Here is a 25,144-nt window from a genome sequence, read left to right on the forward strand (position 1 = left end):
CAGGATGCCAACTACTGCTTCACGGCCATCGTGACGGGTCCCACGCGTACCGATTGGCTATCAATTACCACCCAGCGGCCGTTGCGGCGCACCACTACGTGCATGCGGCGGAACTCACCGCTGGTATCCTTGCCGTTGTCGGTGCTGGTAGCGGTGGTGTTGTGCCGGATGATGGCCATGTCGGGGCCCAGCAGGCGCACGTTGTATTCGGAGGGCTGGTTGGCGGTCGTCTTGGATTTGCCCGATTCCGCCTCCTGAATCATCTGGGCTTTGGTCATGACGGTCCCATCGGCCTCCGTAAAGAGGCAGTCATCGGCCACAAACTTTCTCTCGAACTCCACGTCGTTGCGCACGGCGGCGGCTCCCCATTCCTGGTCGAGCTTGATGAGCTCCGCTTTCGTGGCTTCGGCGTTGCCGGCCATTTTACCGGCGGTTTTTTGCTGGGCTACTGCGGCCGAAAAACTCAGGCCAAGCAGCAGCAAACAGAATAGGCTTTTCATGGGCAGGTTGAGTTAAGGGTACGTTGGCTGTGCCCAGCCAGAAACCGATTCGGGCTGGCACAGTATGATCAAATATAGTAAAAATATTATATTATTTGCCTTCACCGTCAGGGCCAATGCGCGGCTGTCAATTAGTGTAAATAAAATAGCCCGGCAATACTATTGCCGGGCTATACCTATACCTGTCAAATAAGTCCAGCCTACTTCAGCTGCATATCCTCGATGATGAGGTTGATGTAGTCGCCGAGCTTGGCGTCGACCTGGTCGAAGTCGACGGCCGACTTGAGCGGGTTGCGCACGCTGAAGTAGAACTTGATTTTGGGTTCGGTGCCCGAGGGGCGGGCCGAGACCTTGCTGCCGTCGGCGAGGATGAACTGGAGCACGTTGGAGCTTTCCAGGCCGGTGGCGGTTTCCGCGCCGGTCACCATATTCTTGATGACGCCGGTCTGGTAGTCGCGCAGCTCTACCACGGGCTGGCGGGCAATGGTTTTGGGCGGGTTGGCGCGCAGGCTGCGCATCATCTCCTGGATTTCTTCGGCCCCCCGCTGGCCTTTCTTGGTCAGCGAAATCAGGTCTTCCTTGTAGAGGCCGTACTCGGTGTACATCTGCACCATGGCCTCGTAGAGCGACTGGCCGCGGTCACGGGCCACGGCCGCCATTTCGGCAATGATGGCGCAGGCCGAGATGGAGTCTTTGTCGCGCACGAAGTCGCCGATCATATAGCCGTAGCTTTCCTCACCGCCGCCGATGTAGGTTTCCTTACCCTCCAGGTCGCGGATGATGCCGGCAATGTACTTGAAGCCGGTCAGCGTCTGGTAGGCCTTTACGCCGTAGTGGCGGGCAATGTCGCCGAGCACGTCGCTGGTCACGATGGTGTAGACGATGTAGTCCTGGGCGGTCATCGTGCCGGCTTCCTGGCGGGCCGAGAGCAGGTACTGGGTGAGCAGGGCGGCAGTCTGGTTGCCGTTGAGCAGCACCCACTCGCCGGCCGTGTTCTTCACGCCGATGCCGATCCGGTCGGCGTCGGGGTCGGTGGCCAGCACCAGGTCGGCATCCTGGGCCTGGGCCTGGTCGAGGGCCATCTGCATGGCGACTTTCTCCTCGGGGTTCGGCGACAGTACCGTGGGGAAGTTGCCGTCGGGCGTGGCCTGGGCCTCCACGATGCTCACGTTGGTAAAGCCGAACCTGGCCAACGCTTTCGGCACCATGGTGATGCCGGTGCCGTGCAGGGGCGTGTACACGATTTTCAGGTCGTGCTGGCGCTGGATGGCGGCGGGGTTGATGCTGAGCTTGTGTACTTCGGTCAGGTAGGCCTCGTCCAGGTCGGCGCCCAGCGGGTGGATGAGGGCCGGGTTGGCGGTGAACTTCACCTCATCGGGGCTCCGGATGGCTTCGACCTCGGCAATGATGTTCTTATCGTGGGGGGCTACCACCTGGGAGCCGTCTTCCCAGTACACTTTATAGCCGTTGTACTCCTTGGGGTTGTGGGAGGCCGTAATCACGCAGCCGCTCTGGCAGCCCAGGCGACGGATAGCGAAGGACAGCTCCGGCGTGGGCCGCAGGGCTTCAAACAGGTAGGCCGTGATGCCGTTGGCCGAGAAGATGCCGGCGGCAATCTGGGCAAACTCGCGGCTGTTGTTGCGCGAGTCGTGGGCCAGGGCGACCTTGATTTCCTGGCCGGGGAAGCTCTTGAGCAGGTAGTTGCTCAGGCCCTGAGTGGCCATGCCCAGGGTGTAGCGGTTCATGCGGTTGGAGCCCGCGCCCATGATGCCGCGCAGGCCGCCGGTGCCGAATTCGAGGGTGCGGTAAAAAGCGTCGCCCAGGGCCTCGTCCTGACCCGAATCCACGAGCTGCTGAATGGACGCTTTGGTGTCGGCGTCGTAGTTGCCGGAGAGCCAGGAGTTGACGCGGGTTTGAATTTCGGGGGTAAGGGCCATGCGGGACGGGTAAGGAGAGAGGGGGTAAGAACGGGCGTAAAGAAAAGAGGTTTTGGCTGGAGTTGGGCTGTCAGGTCGTAACGCGAAGTTCCACTGCGCGAGGCATTGAACAATAATCGTTGTTACGGTGCGGCCGGTTCGCGAAGTGGAACTTCGCGTTACAGCAGAAAAGCCCCGACGTTCAGGAACGTCGGGGCTTTTCTATTTCACGGGGAAAGGTTACAGATTCCCGCGCAACGCCTGCTCCCGCTCGATGCTTTCGAACAGGGCTTTGAAGTTGCCTTTGCCGAAGCTCTTGGCCCCTTTGCGCTGGATGATTTCGAAGAACACCGTGGGCCGGTCTTCCACGGGCTTGGTGAAAATCTGGAGCAGGTAGCCTTCCTCGTCGCGGTCGACGAGCAGGTTCAGGGCCTTGAGCGACTCCAGGTCCTCGTCGATGGCGCCGATACGCTCCAGCAGGTTGTCGTAGTAGGCGCCGGGTACCGAGAGGAACTCCACGCCGCGGCGGCGCAGCTCGGTCACGGTCGTGCGGATGTCGTTGGTGGCAATGGCAATGTGCTGCACGCCGGGCGAGTGGTAGTAGTCGAGGTACTCCTCAATCTGCGACTTCTTCTTGCCCTCGGCCGGCTCGTTGATGGGGAACTTCACGTAGCCGTTGCCGTTGCTCACCACCTTGCTCATCAAGGCCGAGTACTCGGTGCTGATGTCCTCGTCGTCGAAAGTGAGCAGGAGCTTGAAGCCCATCACGTCTTCGTAGAACTTCACCCACTGGTTCATCTCACCCCAGCCCACGTTGCCCACGCAGTGGTCGACGTGCAGCAGGGCCACCGGCGCCGGCTGCGGCACCAGGCCCGACCTGGCCACGAAGCCGGGCATGAAGGCCCCGGTATAGTTGGTGCGCTCCACGAAGGTGTGGATACTTTCGCCGTAGGTGTAGATGCCCGAGAGCGTGACGCTGCCAAACTCATCTTCGATGGTGTAGGGCTCGAAGGCCGAGCGGGCCCCGCGCCTGGTGGTTTCCTCCCACGCGCTGCGGGCGTCGTCCACCCACAGGGCCATGACCTTCACCCCGTCGCCGTGCTGGGCCACGTGCCGGGTAATGTCGGAGTCGGGCAGCAGGGAGGTGGTGAGCACGAAGCGGATCTTGCCCTGCTGCAGCACGTAGGAGGCCCGGTCGCGCAGGCCGGTTTCGGGGCCGGCGTAGGCCACCAGCGCGAAGCCGAACGCGGCCTGGTAGAAGTAGGCCGACTGCTTGGCATTGCCGACGTAGAATTCCACGAAGTCAGTGCCTTTCAGGGGCAGAAAGTCGTGGGCGGGGTGGGCCTGAACCTCGGGCGAAGTCATCGTTTGCATGGCGAAAGGGGATAGGACGGGTGGAAACGCGGTTGTGCGGGTAAAAATACGCGTTTGCGCCAAATCGTTCCCCTCCCGGGCCCGTTCCGCCGATAGTTATGGGGCCGTGGTTGTTTGCGGGCGGCAGATTCGTACAATTGCAGAATCCTACGCACCTTTGCGCCTTAACCATTTTCACCCCGTGGCTATGAATAAAGAGGACCTCAACCGCGCCCTCGTTTCGCTGATCGAGAAGAAGCAGGAGCTGCATAAGCTATCCTACGACGATACCCGCTACGACGACGTGGAGGAAGAGCTGCACGAGCTGGAAGATAGTTTCAACGAGGAGTACGGCGCCTACCTGGAGGAGATGCTGGAGAAAGTTCACGAAAAGCTGTGCCCCGATACCGACGTGCTGCTGCCCACGGCCTATTTGCCCAACGACATCGGCGGCGACACCGGCTACGTGCCCTCCCACAAGGAAGGCGTCTGGGTTGATTCCGACGAGTTTCCCGGCAAGGAAGCCCGCCTGGTGCTGGTGCCCAACCCCACGCGCCTGATTCTGTCGGTGGGCAAAACCGTGCGCAAAGAGGTCTGGAAGGCGTAGGCCATAGGCCACGCGGCGGCTTTTATTAAACTAAGAATACGCCTGTCATCCTGAGCCTGCGAAGGACCTGCCTCCCTTGCATTGCAAAACGACGTGAAACGTGCAAAGCCCTTTACCCTGCTGCGGTGAGGGGCTTTCCGGATTTAGAGTAGGTGGTAATGGCCAACAGGAAGGTCCTTCGTCTCTGCTTGAAGCGCAGAATGCTCAGGATGACAAATAAAGAAACCATGATTTACCGGATTGCCGACCGCACCGACTGGCAGCAGGCCCAGCACACCGGCTTTTTCGCCAGTGCCGACCTCGCGGCCGAGGGCTTTATTCACGCTTCGGAGCTGTACCAGGTGCTGGCTACGGCCAACCGCTACTACGCCGGCCGGCCGGATATCGTGCTGCTGGAGCTGGACGAGGCCGAGCTGTGGGTAGCGGCCGTGCCCGTGCAGCGCGAGTACGCCGCGGCCCGCGACGACTACTTTCCCCACATTATGGCGCCGGTGCCGCTGGCCGCCGTGGTCCGGGCGTTGCCTTTCTGCCCCGACCAGGAGGGCCGCTACGCGCTGCCCCCGGACCTGGAGGACCTGGCCTGACAAGCCGCCCCGGGAGCCGACGAAAAGCAACCCTTTTCGCGCTGGTTGCTTCTTTCCTCTGTATAGCAACCGCTGCCCTATGAAAGCCGAATTCTCTATTGGCCGCTGCGGCTGGTCGGCCGCGCTGGCGCTGCTGCTGACTGCCTGCGCCCCCTCGTACTACCTTACCGTCAGGCCCAGCGCAAGCGCCGGGGAGGGCGCAGAGGACCATCAGATGCTGCTGGCTGAGCTCGACAGCGTGGAAATGGGGCTGAGCTTTGCCCACCAGCGCACTACGGAGCTGCTCTTTGCGGCCGAAGTCCGCAATGGGTCCAGCCGGCCCATTCTGGTCGATCCGGCGCAGTTCTACTGCCAGCCCAGCATCACCCCGGCCGGCGCTTCCGCCCCCGGCGGGGCCTACTTCCCGGCCCGGGTGCCGGCCATCGACCCCGAGCTGAAGCTCCGGACGCTGGCCGACCAGCTCAGCACCGCAGACCGCAAGGCCACGGGCGTCAGCGCGTGGGAGTGGCTGACCATTGCCAGCGACCTTACGGCGGACCTCAGCGCCCCCAAGCGCAAGGAAACCCCCAAGGAGGAGTACGAGCGCAAAGTGCAGTACGACCGGAGCCTGCAGAACTTCGACTACAGCCGGGACCAGCACGCCCAAACCGCCGACCGGACGGCCCGGGAGCTGGAGCTGTGGCAGCACCAGATGCTGCGCCGCTACACCCTGCAGCCCGGGGAGCTGATGCGCGGCTACATCGTCTTCCCCAGCCTCAACCAAACCGCCCGGCTGCACATCAGCACCCCGGTCGGGCCGCACACCTTCACCTTCACCTTCGACCAGAAGCCGGTAAAGCACTAGGTGATTTATTCGTTTATTTGGGATGTAACAATTTGGGGTGTAACAATTTAAATTGTTACACCCCAAATTGTTACATCGGCGGCAGGATGGCCCCACGTTGGGGGGATAGTCAAAAAAGGTCTTTCAGCGCGCTGAAAGACCTTTTTTGTGGGGGAAATCGGCCGTTTACATGAATTCGGCCAGCTCCAGCCACCGCTCGCCCTTGGCGTCCAGGGCGGCGTCGGTGCGCTTGAGCTCGGCGGCCCAGTCGGCCAGCTCCTTATGGGAGCCGGTACCGGCGTTGAGCTTCTCAATCAGCTGGAGCTTGAGGGTTTCGAGCTGGGCCATTTCCTTTTCCAGCGTTTCGTACTCCTTTTTCTCGGCGAAGGTAGCCTTGCGCTTGGGCGCGGCCCCGGCCGTCGGGGCCGGGGCCGCCACCGGGGCCGCCGACGGGGCTATGCCGGCCGCGGCCTTGGCCGTCTGGGCCTTTTCGCGGGCGTACTCGGCCGAGTTATTTTCCTTCTGCCACTCGCGGTAGTCGGTGTAGTTGCCCGGAAACTGCCGGATCTGCCCGCCGGGCTCCAGCACGAATACGTGCTCAACCAGGGCATCCATGAAGTACCGGTCGTGCGAGACGATGAGCAGGCAGCCGGCGAAGTTGAGCAGGAAGTCCTCCAGAATGTTGAGCGTGATGATGTCCAGGTCGTTGGTGGGCTCATCGAGAATCAGGAAGTTCGGATTCTTGATCAGCACCCGCAGCAGCTGCAGGCGGCGCTTTTCGCCCCCGCTGAGCTTGCTGACCATGGTATACTGCTGGGCCGGCGGAAACTGGAAGTGCTGCAAGAACTGCGAGGCCGTCACCACGTCGCCGTTGGCCATTTCCACCACCTCGGCCACTTCCTTCACGATGTCAATCACGCGCTGGCTCTCGTCGAACTCCAGCTCGGTCTGGGTGTAGTAGCCAAACACGGTGGTCTGGCCCGCGTCGACCACGCCCGAGTCGGGCTGGAGCTTGCCGGTCAGCATGTTCATCAGCGTCGATTTGCCCGCGCCGTTGGGCCCGATCAGGCCGATGCGGTCCTTCTTCTTGAACACGTAGCTGAAGTCGTCGAGCACTACATGGTCGCCGAACTGCTTGTGCAGGTGCTCGACCTCAATGATTTTGCCGCCCTGGCGCGTCGTCTTTACGCTCAGCTCCAGCTGGGGGCCGCTGATTTTGGTCTTGGCCTTTTCCTGGGTTTCGTAGAAGGCATCGATGCGGGCCTTCTGCTTGGTGCCGCGGGCCTGGGGCTGGCGGCGCATCCAGTCGAGCTCCTTGCGGAGCAGGTTGCGGGCTTTTTCCACTTCGGCCACCTCAATCTGCTCCCGCTCGGCCTTCTTCTCCACAAAGTAGGAGTAGTTGCCCTGGTAGCGGTGCACCTTGCCCTGGTCCATCTCCACGATTTCGTTGGCCACCTTGTCGAGGAAGTACCGGTCGTGGGTCACCATCAGCAGGGTGAGGGAAGGGGAGGCCAGCCGGCTTTCCAGCCACTCAATCGTGTCGAGGTCCAGGTGGTTGGTGGGCTCGTCGAGAATCAGCACTTCGGGCTCCTCAATCAGCACCCGGGCCAGGGCCACGCGCTTGCGCTGCCCGCCCGAGAGCATGCTCACCTTGCGCTCCAGCAGCTCGCCCAGAATGCCCAGGCGGCCCAGAATCTGCTTTACCTGGGCTTCGTAGTCCCAGGCGTTCAGCGCGTCCATCAGCTCCATCACCCGCTGCAGGTCGTCGGACTTATGGTTGGGGTCATTCACGACGTGCTCGTAGTCGCGGATGGCGGCCAGCGTGTCGTTCTGGCTGGCGAAGATGGTTTCCTCCACCGTCAGGTTTTCGTCGAACACCGGCTGCTGGCCCAGAAAGGCCACCCGGATGCCCTTGCGTACGCTCACCGAGCCCGTGTCGGGCTGCTCGAGGCCGGCCAGGATGCGCAGCAGCGTCGTTTTGCCGGTACCGTTGATGCCGACCAGCGCCACGCGCTGCCCTAAGTTCAGACCAAAGCCCAACTCGCGGAACAGCCAGCGGTCGGCGTAATTTTTTGAGAGGTTTTCCCCGGAAAGCAGATTCATGCCGCAAAGGTACGGCAAGGGCGGGCAGCAAGGAAACAGAAGGCCGAATCAGTGGCCGAAGCAGCGTGATTTAGCACCGGGCTGACGGCCAGCGGCTTCGTTCAGATCACCCGTACCCGGTCCATGTTCCGGTCGTCGCGCAGGATTTCGAGGCCCCGGTAAGCCAGGGGCCGGCCCGTGTTGGTGGTCAGCTCGCCGCCGGCGCCGTGCTGGTGGGCCACGTCGAGGACCAGCTGGGTGTATTTGCGCTCCCCGAGTTCGATGGCCACCGGGCGGCCGCGGCCGGAATCGAAGGCGATGAGGGCGCGGTCAATTTCTTCCAGAATTTTACTCATGGGTAGGTAGGCAGGGCGCGGAGGAGGGGTGTAATATAGAATTTTGCCGAAATAGTTGGGGTCCGCCCGGTTTATTTTGCCTGGGCCGCTCCGCCCGAAAAGCCCTTACCTTCGCCGTTGTATGGCACCTTCTCCAGTAACTCTTACCCGCCGGCCCATCGGCGTATTCGACTCCGGCATCGGTGGGCTCACCGTGGCCCGGGCCGTCAACCGCGTGCTGCCCCACGAGCAGCTCGTGTACTTCGGCGATACGGCCCACCTGCCTTACGGCGACAAATCCACGGCCGCCATCCAGGCCTACAGCATCAAAATCTGCGACCTGCTGCTGCGCCAGCACTGCAAAGTCATTCTGATTGCCTGCAACTCCGCTTCGGCGGCGGCCTACGAGCTGGTGCGCGAGTACGTGGGCTCCAAGGCGCGGGTGCTCAACGTCATTGACCCCATCGTGGCCCACATCGGCGAAACCTACGCCCACCGGACCGTGGGCCTGATCGGCACCAAGCAAACCGTGCATTCCAATGTATACAAAAAGAAGATTGACGACCTCGACGCGGGCGTCGAGCTTCGGTCTTTGGCCACGCCGCTGCTGGCGCCCATGATCGAAGAGGGCTTCTTCAACAATACCATCAGCGACAATATCATCCGCGCCTACCTGTCGAACCCGGCGCTGGCCGGTATCGAGGCGCTGGTACTGGCCTGTACCCACTACCCGCTCATCCAGGCCCAGATCAACGACTTTTACCAGAGCCACGTAGCCGTACTGGACGCGTCCGATGTAGTGGCCAATCATGTCAAGGCCTATCTGAGTGCCAACCAGCTGGCGGCGGCGGCGGCCGCGGCGGCACCGGTGCACCAGTTCTACGTGTCCGACTTCACCCGCTCCTTCGAGGAGAGTACCCGCATCTTCTTCGGCCAGGAAGTGCACCTGGAGCACTACCCGCTGTGGGAGTAGCGAAGGCGCCCGTCAAATGCAGGCCTGTAGATTAGCGTCAGCAGGTCGTGGAAGCGCCAAGCTGCCCGGCTACCGGAGGCGCCCGCCCGGTTTTTGAGCCGGCAAGTGGATATATTGTCGTTTAAGAGTTATAACTATTGGAATAAATAACTTAAAAATACTCATCCTATATCATTGTATTATTCTTTTAAATAATTAAGTTTATGCCGTCAAAACGTTTCTCCTGCATGTGGGCAGCGGGCTGACTATTCCGTTAGTGACTTTCCTTATAAGCGCTTCATAACTACTTTTCCATGGCTGCTGCTCCCAAGCCTGCTGTTGTTGTCGTTGCTCCGGTTCAGCCTGCTGTAGCACTCTGGTGGCGCCCCTGGGTGATGGGGCTTAGCTGCCTAATGCTCGGGCTTTTGGCCGCGCCGGCTGCTTCCGCCCAGCAGAAAGCCGTGCCTGCCAAGCCCGCTAATCCGCCGACTACGGCGGCACCCCGGCCGGAAAGAGAGTCGGAGGCCGCACCGCTGCCGGCCAAGAAGCTGGAAGAAGCCCTGCAGCTTCTTTTGAAAGCTACGGCCAAGGATTCCGCTACCCAAAACAGCCGGCAGCGGCCTTTCCGTCCTACCGAAATCGAAGGGCTGGTAGTGGACCAGACGATTACCAAAGTGGGCCACGATTTCTACGATGCCTTTTTTACCCTGTGGGAAGCTCCGGCCAACGCCGGGGACTACACCATCATCATCCGGGAGAAACCCGCCCGCGGAATCAACATCCTCATTTCCGTGGAAGTAAATGAGAACGAGTTGCTGGAGCTGCCCTTACAGCCGAAACTGGAGGTTATCGAAGAAACGGCCACCTACGCCGTGGGCGTAGCCGCCGACTATGTTATCAATTCCCGCAATGTCAGCCAACAGCTTGAAACCGGTGACCAGGCCGGCTCCGGCATTTTCTGATTCTGACGCTTCCTTTCCTCACGCCCTGTTTTCTCCGCCATGACTGCATCCTTACTTCGCTGGACGATCCTGCTGACGATCCTGCTGCTGGGTACCCGGCACTCCATGGCCCAGGACTTTCTCTACGAGCCTAAAAACCCCTCCTTTGGGGGCGGCAACACGTTCAACTATTCCTGGATGCTCAGCTCGGCGCAGGCGCAGAATAGTATCGAGGACCCCGCGGCAGCGGCCAAGACCATAACGGGCTTCAACCAAGATCCGCTCAAGCAGTTTGAGCAGAGCCTGAACCAGCAGATACTGGGGCAGCTTTCCCAGAAGCTGATCGGCGACAAGTTCGGTGCCGGCGGCCTCAAAGAAGGCGCTTATAACGTGGGTGCTTACCAGATCCAGGTGACGCCCAATGCCGGCGGCGGCTTCTCCGTCCAGATAACGGATACGTCCACCGGCAATCAAACCACGATTGTTGTGCCGGGCTTCTAGGCCACGTTTCTCTCCACCTTTGTTCTGTCTTCCTCATGCCGACCTACTCCCGTCGTCTGAACCGCTGGGTATTGCCTTTACTGAGCGTTGTGGCCAGCAGCTGCGCCTCCTATTTTCATCAGCCCATGACGACGGAGCGTGCCCGGCTAGGCTCGGAGGTGCAGGAGAATACTATCCTGCGAAGCCTGCCTGAACCCCGGGAAAGGGTCGTAGTAGCTGTTTACAAGTTCCGCGACCAGACCGGCCAGTACAAGCCCATGCTCAACGGCTCCAGCTTTTCTACGGCCGTCACGCAAGGGGCTACCAGTATCCTGCTGCGCGCGCTGGAGGAGTCGCGCTGGTTTAATCCCATCGAGCGCGAAAACCTCGGCAACCTCCTCAACGAACGGAAGATCATTCGGTCCAGCCGCGCGGAGTACTCCGAAGCCAACGGCCGCAAAGAGCCGCCGCTGCCGCCGCTGCTGTTTGCCGGGGTGATTCTGGAAGGCGGCATTATCTCCTATGATGCCAATGTGGTAACGGGCGGGGCAGGACTGCGCTATTTTGGGGCCGGCGCTTCCGGGCAGTACCGGCAGGACCGCGTAACCATCTACCTGCGGGCCATCAGTACGAGTAGTGGCGAGATCATGAAAACGGTCTATACCTCCAAGACCATTCTGTCGCAGCAGGTAGATGCCAGCTTATTCCGCTTCGTCGACTTTAAGCGTCTGCTGGAGACGGAAACGGGCTTTACGTATAATGAACCGTCGGAAATGGCGGTGAAGGAGGCCATCGAAAAGGCTGTGGAGGCACTGATATACGAAGGAATGAGGGAAGGCCTGTGGGCTCCGCGCAACGTCGCGGACCGTAATGGGCCAGCCGTTGCGGAATACTACCAGGAGAAGCGGGAAAACAATCAGATTGACGTCCTGGGGCGCCTGCAGCGCGACCGGCGGGGCCGGCTGGGGTTGGGCATAACCGGGGCCACAGTGCGCTATTCCGGCGACCTGGCCAAGCCGCAGGTGCGGGCCGGGGCCGAACTAACGGTACGTTATATCCCCAGCCCCAGTCAGAACTTTTCTGCCGCCATTAATATTGGCCGCTTCGAGTTGGGTGCCGGCGACTTCTACCGCGAGAGCTTCAACTACGCCGAACTGTGTGGCCTTTACCGGCTGTTTCCACGCGACCGGTTCACGCCTTACCTGTTGCTAGGTGGCGGGGCCACTACCCGGGCGCAGGGCGGTACAACCAGCAACCTTATGCCGCACGCCGTCGGGGGAGTGGGCTTTGAGGCCCTTATTACCGATCAGTTGGCCCTGAGCCTGGGGGGAGATGCCCATTACTATCTGGCCGATAACTTGGATCGGGTGCAGTTGGGTAAGTACAACGACAATTACTGGTCGGCACGAGCCAGCCTAGTGTTCTACATCGGCAGACCCAGGGAAACGGTTACGCCAGTGGTTAAGTGACCCTGGCTATGGTATTTATCATGATTTTTATAAAATAAAGCATATTTATAAGTAATTGACAGATAGTGAGAAAGATTATTTGTATAACTAATGCAATAAAAATTTTAAATTTTTTTATCAGGAGCCCCTTGACTTTTAACTTTTCAAACATATATTTGTGTCATTCCTCCGGAGGGAATATTTCTTCATAGAATCTTACAAGTAAACTCCCCTCTTCCAACCCCCTTCCTAATGAAAAAGCTTTCTTTCCTCGCAGCAGCCCTGCTCGTAACCGGTGCTGCCTTCGCTCAAGGTAATACGCAAGCGCTCAGCCAGACTGGCAGCGGCAACGGTGCTACCGTTTCTCAAATGGGGAGCACAAGCTCCGCAGTAGGTACCCAGACCGGTAATAGCAATAGCCTGTCGCAGACCCAGGCTTCCGGCGCAATGAACTCTGCCGCCGTAGGTCAGCTTGGCAACAGCAACTCTGCTCTGCAGGATCAGCGCGATGGCGACCGCAACGTTGCTAGCTCGACCCAGGTTGGTAATTCGAACTCTACTATCCAGAAGCAGCACACAGCCGGTGGTTTCGGCGCCGCTGATGAAAGAGCTACTATCGTTCAGATCGGTAACTCCAACATTGGCACCCAAGATCAGGGCGGTGTCGAAAACGTTGCTACCATCACTTCGATAGGCAACTCGAACCAAGCTTTTCAGACTCAGGGCGACAACCCTGCTGGCAGCTACCGCTCCACCGCCTCTATCTACCAGGTTGGTGGCAGCAACATTGCCAGACAGGATCAGAAGCGTGACAATCACTCCGCGACTATCGAGCAGAATGGTTCGTCTAACATCGCCGTACAGGAGCAGGACGCTTTCGGCTTCTTCATCACGCCCGGCAACACGGCTTACATCGATCAGGATGATGCTGGTTCGCACTATGCTCGTCAGCGTCAGATCGGTTCGGGCAACCTGGCTGCTACCTACCAGGGTACGAGCGGCAACTCGAGCGACGTTTCGCAGTCGGGCAGCAACAACCAGAGCTTGGTGAAGCAGAACCACCCATAACTGATCGTCTGACTTAACGAGAGTTATGTCGGAGACTTCAAATAGCACTCCGTGGACGTTTGGTCTGCGGAGTGCTATTTGTCTTTCCGGCCAACAAAAAAATGAATCTTTGTATTTTTTTATTAAAAAATACACTTATTTTTATACCGCCAGAAGCTGAAGGCTGGCTGTCTCTTCAGCTCAGACGGTTGGTAGCTCTTCTTTTTTGACAGCCGCAATTTCATTCGTGCCATGAAAAAACTATATGTATACTTTCTCGCTGCGGCGCTCGGGATTAGCAGCCTGCAAGCGAGGGGGCAGACTCAGCAGAAGGAGTCGAAGGAAGGTGTTAGCAATGAGCAGCAGCTGGCCGAGCAGTTTGGCACTGATCAGCTAGTAGACTTGCCCGTTAATAGTGTCAACCGGGCTGTGCTCACTCAGGTAGGCAATGGCAACGGCAGCAGTATCGACCAACGCACCTTTGGAGGGGCAGGCAACCGGGTAGCCATTCTGCAATCAGGTAATGCCAACACTGCCAATACTTCCCAGACCGGCGCGGGCAATGTCACGACTGTGAAGCAAATGGGAAACCGCAACACAGTTGACTCTGATATTGATGGTTTCAATACGGAATCGGCCATTATTCAGGATGGCAACAACAACCGAGTAAACCAAGGGCTGAGCGTGGATGACCGCCGCTACAAGGTGGAACAGAAGGGCAACAATAACCAGCTTAACCAGCAGGAAAGTGGCATTGCTGCTCCTCCCGGCTATGAGGTGTACATGCAGGGCAATGGCATCCGCATGACTATTGAGCAGGGTATCAAAATAAAGCCTTAACAAAGACTTGGTGCTCACTAAGCTCCGGTGTGGTTCCGGCCATCCGGAGCTTTTTTTGGCCTTATTTTCGGCCTTGCATTATTCCTGTTTCATCAGAATACTTTTTGCTGCGCCATGAACCTTGCCCTTATTTTTGCCTGTCTGCCACTATTGGGTGCTGCAGCCATACGTACGGGACTGCTGCCCCCGCAGCAAGAGTGCCAGGCCCGCTTGGTTGTCCGGCAGCAAGGTGATATGCTTGCGGTCGTAGGCCAATGCCTGAATGTCTCCTCACAGCCGCTAAACTTGAGCTACGAGTTGAAAATGGATAAAACCGGGTCAGCCGGAACTTCCCGCAACTCCCAATCTGGGCGGTTTACCATTGCTTCTCACCAGACCCTGGCTCTGTCACAAACTACTATCAGAGTAGACCCAACTGATTATTACCGCGTGCGTCTGCGGCTATTGGATGAGCAGGGTAGGATCGTAGCACAAGATTCCCTGCTTTATACTCCTAAAGGGAAGCCCTGATCTTTGACCTGATGTCTTTCCGTGTCCCTTCCTCTTTCCGCTCTCTTTCCTCCCAAGCTATGCCCACTTCGTTGCGCGCTGCAGTCCGTCTGTTGCTGGTCCTGTTACTTAGCCACTTCGTGTTGGCCTGTGAAACCAATACCATTGAGCCCGCTTACTACGGCGCTCTGGAAGGAACGGTGGTGGATGGTAGCAGTGGCAGCAAGCCATTGGCCAATGTGGTCATAACTACGAATCCGGCTACCACTTCCTTCACGACTGATGCTCAGGGTAAATTCACCCTGCCCAATCTGCTGGTCGGAAAATATGCCTTGTCGATTCGCAAAACAGATTATAAAACGGAAACCGTAAATGTGCAGGTACAGGAGGGTACTCCCACGCTGGTGACGGTAGTGATGGAGAAAGCGAGTGGCAGCAACCGCCGCCCCAATGCCCCGTCAAATCCGACTCCGGCAAACGGGGCTGCCGGCCAGCCTTCCCGCCTTACCCTGAAGTGGCGGGTAACCGACCCCGACGCCGGTGATTCCCTCAAGTCGGATGTCCTTATATATGAGAGTAACTCCCTGGATCAAAAGCAGGTGTTGACAAACTCTCGGGATACTGTCGTTACCATCGACGTAAAGTATAATACCACCTACTTCTGGCAGGTAACGGTACGTGACAAAGCAGGCGAAACGGTGCGTGGTGATGTATGGCGGTTTCAAACCAGTGCCCTTCCCGACAACCGCTACCTGTACGTTCGGGAGGTGGGGGGCAATACGGATATATACAGCTCTGACAATGCGGGCAACAATCTGACTCGCCTGACCACATCGGCCTTCTTGGAAACCGCGCCCCAGCTGAGTCCTACCCGCGACCGGATAGCGTATACTTCCAATGCCACCGGGCGTTATCAACTCTATACTATGAACCGGGACGGCTCCGACTCACGTCAGATAACGCCGGGCATGATTCCGGTAGAAGGCTACGGCAACTATGGCTTGGCCTATCACTGGTCCCCAGACGGCTCTCAGCTTATCTACGCCAGTAATGACAAGCTGTGGCGCATCAACCGGGATGGTACAGGCTTGGTCCAGGTGGCTACGGCTCCGGCTGGCCGCAACTTCCGCGAATGTGACTGGACTGCCCAAAGCAATAGAATCATTGTGCAGACAGTAGGGACCAATATTTACGACGCCGAATTCTACATTATGAATGCTGACGGCTCAAATCTGGCCAAAGTCATCGACAATCTGCCCGGGCGGCTGGATTCTCCCTCTTTCAGCATCGACGGCAGCCGCCTCCTGTATAGCCGGGATGTAGATGGGTATGAACAGGTGAGCGGACGGCAACTCAACGGCCACATTTTTATGCAGAAGCTGGACGGTACAGGTGTGGTCGATTTGTCCCCGCCAAGTACGGGCTCCATCACGGGTAAGCCAGCGGGTACCAATGATCTGTTTCCGCGGTTCTCCCCAGATGGCGCAAAGGTGATTTTCGTGAACGTGAACAACGATGGAATATCTGTCCCGGAGATATGGATCATGGACCTTGATGGTAAGAATAGAGCAAAGCTGTTTGCGAATGCAACCCTTCCTGATTGGAAGTAATGCTTCACTAGCAGGGCTTTGTACCAAGCGTCTCTGACCTTTTGTACGTACCGAATGGCTGTTCCATGCCTTGCAATGGGGCAGCCATTGGTTTTTGGGGTAGGCAAGCTCAAAAAGAGGCTGTCGGCTCTGTTAGTGCCTGAAGGATATCTGTAGGGGAGTAAGCAAGTACCGTAAGGAAGGATTAGCTAAGTACTCAGCTCTGCATACTATTCAGATACTGGCAGTAGTTAAGGGGCGGGATACTATTTGAGCGAATGTGTTATTTACCTAAGCGAATGTGTAGAAATTCGTGCAACTTTGCACTGCCGATTGAAATATGCAGCTATTTGAATTTTTGGATTGAGTAAAATGGAAGTTGGTAAAGTAATATTGTTATATAGAAGTGAACTAGGTTCATCATTTGGTGCGTTACAGGCAAAAACGTGCTTTGGCACGAAATATGGTGATTAGCAATCATAACTTAACTATGAATCAAAGCACGCCAAATTGTAAAAATACCAAAAAAACTTAGAAAGTTAGTAGTCTATTGCGCTCTAACTAGCGTAATGACGTGAAGTTTTGACCCAGCAACCTAAACCATCTTTTCTGATTGTTTCCTTCCCTTCGTAACCCTTACTCCTTTCATACCATGAAAAACTCTTACTTGAGTACAGGGCATTGGGCTAAGACTCCGCTCATGCGGTTTCTGCTCCTAATGCTCTTGGCTCTGCCAGCCTTTGCCCAAGCGCAAATCACTGTCAGTCCTACGACCACTGCTGGCACACCGTCTGTATTTAACGATACACCGGTTGGCAACGTCTCACCTGCGGTTTCATATACTGTCACCAGCAGCGGCTTCACGGGTCCTACCACCGTAAGTTTCACCAATGCTCTTTCTTTTGAAGGAAGCACAGACGGAGTGGCCTTCAGTCAGACCGTGGCTTTGCCTGCCGCTGGGGGTACGCTTTTTGTACGTTTCAGACCCACTGCTACAGGACAAGTAAACCAGCGGATTGACCTTTTCAACTTTAATGGTGGATTTGGCTTTGCGCAGATATTCGTTCAAGGTACCGGCACTCCCGGCACTCCAACGATCATAGTAAATCCTGCTTCGCTTTCGTTTGGCACGCAGGTGGTCAACTCGGCTTCTACTCCTCAGACTGTTACTGTTTCAGCTACTTCCCTTACGGATGTAATCACCGTAACGGCTCCGGCTGGCTTCCAGGTGAGCAATGGTGGAGCATTTGGTACTACTACCACTCTGCAACAGAATGGCAGCGGCAGCGTCAACACGACCGTTAGCGTTCGGTTCCTGCCTACTTCTGCCGGCAACTTCGTGGGTAACGTTACTTTTAGCAGCCCGGGCGCTACCACGCAAAACGTGGGTGTATCGGGTACTGGCGTGCTGCCCACGCCCGTTCTGACCGTTAACCCAACGGCTTTGGCATTTGGAACAACTACGGTAGGAGCCGCCACGCCCAGCCAGCCGTTTACGGTGAGTGGCAGCAGCCTGCAGGGGAACGTAACCATTACTGCTCCAAACGGCTTCCAGATCCGGACCGGCACCGGTTTCTTCTCGGGCGCCCCTATCACGCTGACTCCCTCCAACGGGACGCTGGCCAACACTACCATCGACGTTCGTTTTATCCCGGGAACTACCGGGGCTTTCAATGACGTAGTTGGGGTGTCGACGCCAAACGGTACGGGTACGATAAGCAACAACGTAACCGTAACGGGCAATGCAAATCCTACCTCCGGCCGGCCATCGATTATGGCGACCCCAAATTCCCTGGCTTTCGGCACCGTCACCAGCAGCGGTAGTACCAATGCGCAGACTTTTGAAGTAAGCGGCACTGATCTGAATGCCAACCTCGTGCTGACTCCGAGCAGCCCGAACGTACAGATTCGGAATGCTTCGGCCGGTGGTAGCTTCTCTTCGAGCCCGCTCAGCATCATGCCAATGGGCGGCACGGTGACACCGCAGATTATTGAGGTACGTCTGGTCGCGTTGGTGGCTCAGGGTTCCTTCAACGAGCGTATTGATCTGACCAGCGCCGGTGCAAACCCGCAGGTAGTTTCGATTACGGCCAACAACCCCAGTGGTGCCACTTCCGATATTTCGGTATCGAACCCAAGCAACAACAGCTTCACCTTTGTGACGCGTCCGAGCACGTTTTCGGCCTCGCAAAGCTTCCTGGTAGCTGGTACGAACCTGGTGCAGCCCCTCGTGGTGTTCCCGGCTGGCCCGAACGCCAACTTCTTCCAGGTTTCGTCCGACAACGTTAACTTCAGCAGCAGCGTCTCCTTCACGCCGGATAATCAGGGCAACGTAACCCAGCGTCCGATCTTCGTCCGCTTCGTACCGGGCGTAAATGCTGTGACTGTCACCAGCACCATCCGCAACTCCAGCGCTCCGGCTCCGGACTTCGACGTATCGGTAACCGGTATCAGTGAGCCAACGATTCGTCTGGATAGCCCAATCGGACCCTTTGCTACCAACGTAGTAAAAGGTACGGAGACGGCTCCCAAGACGGTCAAGTTGGAAGGCTTCCTGCTCAGCGGTGATGTTGAACTGCGCTTCCCACCCGATGCTACGGATGCGGTTCGTAACCCTACGCAGACTCCCCTGTTCCAATATTCGCTGGACGGTGGCTTGACTTACCAGACCAGCGGCGGTATCATTACCCCCGATGCTAACGGTAACTTCTCCCTCAACCTGCTGGTGCGCTTTGCTCCGGTGCGGGTAGGTAACGCCGCCCAGGAGTTGCAATTCCGGAATGCCAGCTTCAACAACAATGAGTTCTTTGCCCTGAGCAGCGGCTTTGGTCGTACCACGGGCTTCGGCATTGCAGTTGAGCCAACGGCTCAGTCAACGGCTACGGTAGTTCGCTCTGCAGATGGCACGATGGCTACCATTACCTTCGACCTGTCGAACCCCGGTACGGGAGCCTTCGGTCAGAACCGGGCCGTTATCGGTAGCAGCACGTACCTGACTACGCTGCCTCCGAACTTGTTTCCAGCGGACAAGCAGAACTTCAACCCCGGTACTACCAATAATGGTGCGTACGTGTACGGTACGGGCACCGAGATCGAAGCTTCTACTAACACCTATGTAGTGTTCAGCGGTTCGAACAATAGCTTCACCGTAACCAACCTGAACCCTGCGCTGCAATACAACTTCTACGGCTTCGAGTTCAACAACGATGGTGTACTGAACGCGGAGAACTACCTCACGCCAAACAACCAGCCTCAGTTCCCGCTGCCAGTTGAGCTGGTAGCCTTCAGCGGCAAGCTGCGCAACAACTCGGTAGTGCTGAACTGGTCTACGGCCAGCGAGAAGAACAACAAGAGCTTCGAAGTACAGCGCAGCCAGTCGGGCAAGCCGGAGGACTACACCACGGTGCTGACCAAGGAAGGTGCCGGCAACGCGACCAGCGTTACCAAGTACGAAGCAGTAGATGCCCGTCCGTTGGCCGGGGTATCGTACTACCGTCTGAAGCAGACCGACCTGGATGGTACGGTGTCCATCAGCAAGGCCGTGGTGATCCGCGCTACGCTGGGTGACGTGAGCCTGTTCCCGAACCCAACGCAGGGTGACGTAACGATTCAGCTGCCCGAGGGCTCTACCGAGAATCTGTCGGTACGCATCACCGACCTCACGGGTCGTCAGGTGCAGGTTGGCCGTCTGGCTGCCGATGGCAAGCTGAACACGAGCAACCTGAAAGCGGGTACCTACATCGTAATCGTAGGGGAAGGCGCTCAGACTGTGACGCGTAAAATGGTGAAGAACTAAGCGCGCCGCGCCGTTTTTGCCTCTTATAGTAAAGAAGGCCTCCCGGGAACGGGAGGCCTTCTTTATTTTTCCGGGGAATCATATCATCTTTTGATAATCCTCGTATGCGCGGGAGAACACTGCGAAGCGATGTATCTTTGAAAATCCCACCTCCGCTGGTTGCGGAGATTACTACCTCAATCCTTTCTGTATGTACAAAAACATTACTCTGTTTTGTCGGCAGTTCCATTCTGGCCCCGGTCGGTGGCGGGTGCTGCTGCCGCTCCTGGTCTTGCTGGGCCTGCCGCTGCTGGGCCGCGCCCAGATCCTCACCCAGGCCGACTTTACCGGCGTAGTAGTTCCGCAGTTCATGGGTAGCGGCACAGCCACCCGCCTGCCGGTCATGTACCGCGCTACGGTCAGCAACCTCACGCCAGGCACTCTATACCGCTACTTCACCCAGGGTGCTACAAACTCGGCCGCCGGCGGCGGTAGCGTGGATATCGGTGGGAGCGGTACCGGAGCCGGCAACCCGCTGCTGATCAACAGCACTTCCGGAACCTACTCTTATACCACTGCCCCGACCTTTACGACGGCTGGTACCTACGAAACCTTCATTACGGATGCCACCGGCTCCTTTACGGGCTGGTTTGGCTTTGTAAACACCGGTAATGGCCGTTTCACCGGCGGCAACGTGGTATTCCCGGCCATTGCGCTGGCCAAGGATGCCACCCCAACCATTACGGAGAAACGCCTGGCCCTGAACCAGGGCATCACGGTGCTGACCTTCGCCGCAACGGCGGGGGCGGCCAACGGTACTTTCATCAAGGGCGCTTCGTTTGCCACGCCCCGCAACCTGGTCGCCATCTACGACAACGCTGCCGGGGCCGGACGGCCGCTGGGCGTGACGGTAGTAGAGCCCATCAGCGTGACAATTGCCAGCGTCATTCCCGGCTACAGCACCACGTCGGGCTCCTGGAACACCATTACGCCCAACACCAACGCCAATGGCGTGCAGCGTGTGGAAGAACGCTCGGTGAGCACCGGCAGCGTGGTAAACTGCAACAACGACACCGACGGCATATGGCCCTCGGGCGCCAATACGGTAAACCCTGCCGGCGGCACGACGCCCATCCAGCTCACCAGCACCGATGCTCCGCTGAACGGCGGCTGCGGCGCGGCCAACACGCCGAGCATTACCGTTTCGACCAACGGCCCGCTGTCGTTTACGGCGACCCAGGGCACGGCCTCCGCTTCCCAGACCTACACCATTGCGGGTTCCAACCTGACGACGGATATCACCATCACGGCGCCGGCCGGCTTCGAAGTGTCGTCGGACGGCCTGAACTACAGCAGCACGCTGACGCTGCCCCAGACCAGCGGCACGGTGGCCAGCAAGACCATCAGCGTCCGGCTGACGGGCGCGGCCAATGGCAGCTTCACTGGCAACGTGACCAACGTGAGCGGCCCAGCTACCCAGAGCGTGGCCGTGAACGGCACCGTGGGCAGCGCGCCGCCCGCGGCTCCAACCGTCACGAGCTTCACGCCGACCTCGGGCCCCGTGGGCACGGTAGTAACCATCACGGGCACCGACTTCAGCGGCGCTACGGCCGTTGTCTTTAGTGCTACGGCCGCCACCACCTTCACGGTAAACAGCAACACCCAGATTACGGCCACGGTACCAGCCGGCGCCACGACCGGCGCCATCAGCGTAACCACGCCGGCCGGCACGGGCTCTTCGACCACCAACTTCACGGTGACGACCACCCCGCCGCCGACGCCGCCGACCATCACGAGCTTCACGCCGGCCTCGGGCCCCGTGGGGACTTCAGTGACCATCACGGGTACCAACTTTACCGGCGTTACGGCCGTCAGCTTTGGCGGGATAGCCGCTGCCTTCACGGTAGTAAATGCCACCACCATCACGACGACCGTACCGGCTACGGCCGCAACCGGCACCATCGCCGTTACCAACCCGGATGGCACGGCTACCTCGGCCACTTCCTTCACCGTGACGGTACCAGTGCCGGCCCCAACTATTGCCTCGTTCACGCCGACCTCGGGTCCGGTGGGCACGGTGGTGACCATCACGGGCACCAACTTCACCGGCGCCACCACGGTCAGCTTCGGCGGCGTAGCCGCTACCACCTTCACGGTAAACAGCGCCACGGAGATTGTCGCTACGGTTCCGACCGGGGCCGTTACCGGCGCTGTTGCCGTGACGACTCCGGGCGGGACGGCTACTTCGGCCACCAGCTTCACGGTGACGGTACCCGTGGCTACCCCGACCATCACGGCGCTGGCTCCGGCCATCCGGGTGCAGGGCAGCGCGGGCTTCAACCTGACGGTAACGGGCACGGGCTTCGCGACCGGGGCTACCGTGACCCTGAACGGCACGGCCCTGACCACCACGTTCGTCTCGGCAACCGTGCTGACGGCGGCCGTACCCACCTCAGCCCTGACGACGGCCGGCACCTACGCCGTGACGGTGACCAACGCCGGCGGCACGCCTTCGGCCGCCGTCAGCTTCACCGTGTCGCCGGCTACGGCGGGACTGTTTGAGGACTTCGAGCAGGGCTCCAAATCCGGCTATGCCTCGGCCACGGTGGCCCTGCAGAGCGGCGACTGGACGCTGGCGGACGCCCTTATCGGCACCGGCACGGCCGACCGCTTCAACGGTACCCGTAGCGTGCGGGTCCGCGGCGGCGGTAGCGTTACCATGAACTTCGACAAGCCGAACGGCGCGGGTACCATCACCCTGAACGCGGCCCTCTACGGCACCGACGCCAGCGTGTCGCTGAAGCTGGAGATTTCCACCGACGGCGGCGCTACCTACGCCGACATCACCGGCACCGCGCCGACGCTGACCACGACCCTGGCCCCGTACTCGTTCACGGCCAACCGCGCCGGCAACATCCGCATCCGGGTGAGCAGCACCAACACGGTGGCCGCCTCCAACCCGCGCTTCAGCCTCGACGACATCAGCATCACCGACTTCACGGCCCCGGCAACGCCGGTTATCACCGTGACCCCGGCGGCGCTGACGGCCTTTGCCACTACCACGGGTACGGCTTCGGCGACGCAGACCTTCACGGCCAGCGCCTCCAACCTGACCGCGAACCTGACCGTGACGGCTCCGGCTGGCTTTGAGGTGTCGCTGAGCCAGACCACCGGCTTCGGCGCTACGGTTACCATTCCGCAAACCGGCGGCACGGTGGCCGCTACCACGGTATATGTGCGCCTGACGGGCGCCGCCGCCGGCTCCTTTGCCGGCGACGTAGCCGTGAGCAGCCCCGGCGCGACTACCCAGAACGTGGCCGTAACCGGCACGGTAACCACGCCGGTGCCGAGTGCGCCGACCATTGCCTCGTTCACGCCGGCTTCCGGCCTGGTGGGCACGGTGGTGACCATCACAGGCACCAACTTCACCGGCGCCACCACGGTCAGCTTCGGCGGCGTGGCCGCTACCACCTTCACGGTAGTGAATGCCACGACCATCACGGCTACGGTTCCGACCGGCGCTACCACCGGCAGCATTGCCGTGACAACTCCGGGTGGCACGGCTACTTCGGCCACTGCCTTCACGGTCATTACGCCGAATCCGGCCCCGACCATTACCAGCCTCTCGCCAAACACGGTGGTGGCGGGCAGTGCCGGCTTCACGCTGACGGTAACGGGCACCAGCTTCGTGACGGGCTCGGTGGTGAACTTCAACGGGGCGGCCCTGGCTACCACGTTCGTATCGGCTACCCAGCTCACGGCGGCCGTTCCGGCCAGCGCCGTAGCCACGGCGGGCACGTTCAACGTGACGGTGTTCAACCCGACGCCGGGTGGTGGCACTTCCGCCGCGGCCACGTTTACCGTGACCACGCCGGTGCCGAATGCGCCGACCATTGCCTCGTTCACGCCGGCTTCCGGCCTGGTGGGCACGGTGGTGACCATCACGGGCACCAACTTCACCGGCGCCACCACGGTCAGCTTCGGCGGCGTGGCCGCTACCACCTTCACGGTAGTGAATGCCACGACCATCACGGCTACGGTTCCGACCGGCGCTACCACCGGCAGCATTGCCGTAACCACGCCCGGCGGCACGGTCACTTCGGCTGCTGCCTTCACCGTGACGGTACCGAACCCGGCCCCGACCATCACCAGCCTGTCGCCGGCCTCGGTGGCGGAGGGCTCGGGTCCGTTCACCATCCTGATTACGGGTACGGGCTTCCTGCCTACTACCACGGCCACGTTCAACGGCGTTGCGCTGCCGGTAACCTTCATTTCGGCTACCCAGGTGTCGCTCAGCCTGCCGACCGGTGCCCTGGTGGGGACTTACCCGATTGTGCTGACCAACCCGACGCCGGGTGGCGGCTCTTCGGCGCCGTTCGTCTTCACCGTGACGCCACGGGCTACCATTACCTCGCTGTCGCCCAACACGATTGCCGCCGGTAGTGCCGGCTTTACGCTGACCGTAACGGGCACCAGCTTCGTGACGGGCTCGGTGGTGAACTTCAACGGCGTGGCCCTGGCTACGACGTTCGTGTCGGCTACCCAGCTTACGGCCCTCGTGCCCGCCAGCGCCGTCGCTACGGTGGGCGTGCGCAACGTGACGGTGACCAGCCCGGTCAACAGCGTATCGGCCGCCGTGCCCTTCAACGTGACCACCGGCACGGCTTCGGCCAGCGCGGCCAACCGCGTGGGCTTCTCGCTGTATCCGAACCCGACAATGGGCGAGGTGACCATTGAGCTGCCCACGACCTGGAACAGCCTCAACCAGGCCGTGCGCCTGACCGACCTGGCCGGCCGCACCGTGCTCCAGACGCGCCTCGGCGCCGACGGCAAGCTCGACCTGCGCCAGCTGCCCACCGGCATCTACCTGGTGACGGTAGGCGAGGGGCAGCAGCGGGCTACCCGCCGCGTGGTGAAAAACTAACCTTCCCCGGCGCGCCGCGCCGGTCCAATAAAAAAAGCTTTCCGTTCTGCGGAAAGCTTTTTTTATGCCCTTACGGGGCAGGCATAACCATACCTTAATATTCGGGGATGGTACCTAACCAGTAGGGAGTTGTAACTTTGGCGCTTTCGTGGTAAGTTTATAATTACCGCCCCTCTGCTCGTCAAACACACCCTTTCCGATATGACTGCAACCTCTACTCTGCTGCCGCGCCTCACCCGACCCGGCGTCACCCCGTGGAAATGCCTGCTGCTGCTGCTGCTGCTCTGCCCGCTGGTAGGGTGGGGGCAGAGTACAATCACATCGTATGATTTTGAAAGCCCAGCAGGTACCCCCTCTGTAGTTGGAGGCACTACCTATACTGGTAACTCAGCAACCGGTGACCGTCCAGCAAGTACTAGCTTTGCTCTTACCACAGCAGGTAAGGGCTATGGTGTAAGT

Annotated in this window: 18 protein-coding genes; 13 read left to right on the plus strand and 5 right to left on the minus strand. The window is 59.3% G+C overall.

All coding sequences use genetic code 11. The features are described 5' to 3' along the window. Positions 1 to 11: 11 nt before the first annotated feature. The 3 genes from ABD842_RS04565 to hppD form a co-directional block, all read right to left on the minus strand. Entirely contained in the window at positions 12 to 500 is a 489-nt protein-coding gene (locus ABD842_RS04565; RefSeq protein WP_345110680.1) for a nuclear transport factor 2 family protein, read from the minus strand. Between the two features lie 200 nt (positions 501 to 700). Continuing rightward, complete coding sequence (locus ABD842_RS04570; protein ID WP_345110683.1) at positions 701 to 2,437, minus strand: phospho-sugar mutase; 1,737 nt, start codon at positions 2,435 to 2,437, stop codon at positions 701 to 703. 219 nt (positions 2,438 to 2,656) lie between these two features. Further along, positions 2,657 to 3,790: a 4-hydroxyphenylpyruvate dioxygenase gene (gene hppD / locus ABD842_RS04575; RefSeq protein ID WP_345110686.1), complete on the minus strand. Its 1,134-nt coding sequence runs from the start codon at positions 3,788 to 3,790 to the stop codon at positions 2,657 to 2,659. 187 nt (positions 3,791 to 3,977) lie between these two features. Here hppD and ABD842_RS04580 point away from each other — a divergent pair, with 187 nt between their 5' ends. The 3 genes from ABD842_RS04580 to ABD842_RS04590 all read left to right on the plus strand — a co-directional run bounded on the left by ABD842_RS04580 (position 3,978) and on the right by ABD842_RS04590 (position 5,804). Then, positions 3,978 to 4,376 (plus strand): hypothetical protein, encoded by a 399-nt coding sequence (locus ABD842_RS04580; protein ID WP_345110689.1) that lies wholly within the window; start codon positions 3,978 to 3,980, stop codon positions 4,374 to 4,376. Between the two features lie 209 nt (positions 4,377 to 4,585). Further along, the gene (locus ABD842_RS04585) at positions 4,586 to 4,960 is read left to right on the plus strand and encodes a DUF952 domain-containing protein (protein ID WP_345110691.1); all 375 of its coding nucleotides are present in this window, start codon (positions 4,586 to 4,588) and stop codon (positions 4,958 to 4,960) included. A 79-nt stretch (positions 4,961 to 5,039) separates the two neighbouring features. Next, positions 5,040 to 5,804 (plus strand): hypothetical protein, encoded by a 765-nt coding sequence (locus ABD842_RS04590; protein ID WP_345110694.1) that lies wholly within the window; start codon positions 5,040 to 5,042, stop codon positions 5,802 to 5,804. 165 nt (positions 5,805 to 5,969) lie between these two features. Here ABD842_RS04590 and ABD842_RS04595 read toward each other — a convergent pair whose 3' ends face one another. Beyond that, a complete protein-coding gene (locus ABD842_RS04595; RefSeq protein ID WP_345110697.1) occupies positions 5,970 to 7,886 on the minus strand; it encodes an ABC-F family ATP-binding cassette domain-containing protein in 1,917 nt (638 codons plus the stop codon). Positions 7,887 to 7,987: 101 nt separating this feature from the next. Beyond that, on the minus strand, positions 7,988 to 8,221 hold the full coding sequence (locus ABD842_RS04600; RefSeq protein ID WP_345110699.1) for a hypothetical protein: 234 nt from the start codon (positions 8,219 to 8,221) through the stop codon (positions 7,988 to 7,990). Positions 8,222 to 8,342: 121 nt separating this feature from the next. Here ABD842_RS04600 and murI point away from each other — a divergent pair, with 121 nt between their 5' ends. The 10 genes from murI to ABD842_RS04645 all read left to right on the plus strand — a co-directional run bounded on the left by murI (position 8,343) and on the right by ABD842_RS04645 (position 24,685). Further along, positions 8,343 to 9,173 carry a glutamate racemase gene (murI, locus tag ABD842_RS04605; protein ID WP_345110702.1) on the plus strand — a complete coding sequence of 277 codons (831 nt, stop codon included), beginning with the start codon at positions 8,343 to 8,345 and terminating at the stop codon, positions 9,171 to 9,173. A 392-nt stretch (positions 9,174 to 9,565) separates the two neighbouring features. Beyond that, positions 9,566 to 10,114 (plus strand): CsgE family curli-type amyloid fiber assembly protein, encoded by a 549-nt coding sequence (locus tag ABD842_RS04610; RefSeq protein ID WP_345110705.1) that lies wholly within the window; start codon positions 9,566 to 9,568, stop codon positions 10,112 to 10,114. Positions 10,115 to 10,153: 39 nt separating this feature from the next. Beyond that, the gene (locus tag ABD842_RS04615; RefSeq protein WP_345110707.1) at positions 10,154 to 10,594 is read left to right on the plus strand and encodes a curli production assembly/transport component CsgF; all 441 of its coding nucleotides are present in this window, start codon (positions 10,154 to 10,156) and stop codon (positions 10,592 to 10,594) included. Between the two features lie 35 nt (positions 10,595 to 10,629). After that, a complete protein-coding gene (locus tag ABD842_RS04620) occupies positions 10,630 to 12,042 on the plus strand; it encodes a CsgG/HfaB family protein (RefSeq protein WP_345110710.1) in 1,413 nt (470 codons plus the stop codon). A 231-nt stretch (positions 12,043 to 12,273) separates the two neighbouring features. Then, the gene (locus ABD842_RS04625) at positions 12,274 to 13,089 is read left to right on the plus strand and encodes a hypothetical protein (RefSeq protein WP_345110713.1); all 816 of its coding nucleotides are present in this window, start codon (positions 12,274 to 12,276) and stop codon (positions 13,087 to 13,089) included. A 231-nt stretch (positions 13,090 to 13,320) separates the two neighbouring features. Beyond that, positions 13,321 to 13,908 (plus strand): hypothetical protein, encoded by a 588-nt coding sequence (locus tag ABD842_RS04630; protein WP_345110716.1) that lies wholly within the window; start codon positions 13,321 to 13,323, stop codon positions 13,906 to 13,908. A 114-nt stretch (positions 13,909 to 14,022) separates the two neighbouring features. Beyond that, positions 14,023 to 14,418 carry a curli-like amyloid fiber formation chaperone CsgH gene (gene csgH, locus ABD842_RS21175; protein WP_425553150.1) on the plus strand — a complete coding sequence of 132 codons (396 nt, stop codon included), beginning with the start codon at positions 14,023 to 14,025 and terminating at the stop codon, positions 14,416 to 14,418. A gap of 59 nt (positions 14,419 to 14,477) precedes the next feature. Further along, positions 14,478 to 16,007, plus strand: a complete 1,530-nt coding sequence (locus ABD842_RS04635) for a carboxypeptidase regulatory-like domain-containing protein (RefSeq protein ID WP_345110719.1) — start codon at positions 14,478 to 14,480, stop codon at positions 16,005 to 16,007. Positions 16,008 to 17,325: 1,318 nt separating this feature from the next. Further along, on the plus strand, positions 17,326 to 19,782 hold the full coding sequence (locus ABD842_RS04640; RefSeq protein ID WP_345110722.1) for a T9SS type A sorting domain-containing protein: 2,457 nt from the start codon (positions 17,326 to 17,328) through the stop codon (positions 19,780 to 19,782). A gap of 190 nt (positions 19,783 to 19,972) precedes the next feature. Beyond that, positions 19,973 to 24,685 carry a beta strand repeat-containing protein gene (locus tag ABD842_RS04645; RefSeq protein WP_345110725.1) on the plus strand — a complete coding sequence of 1,571 codons (4,713 nt, stop codon included), beginning with the start codon at positions 19,973 to 19,975 and terminating at the stop codon, positions 24,683 to 24,685. Positions 24,686 to 25,144 lie beyond the last annotated feature (459 nt).

The sequence above is a fragment of the Hymenobacter algoricola genome, assembly GCF_039539525.1.
GTDB lineage: Bacteria > Bacteroidota > Bacteroidia > Cytophagales > Hymenobacteraceae > Hymenobacter > Hymenobacter algoricola.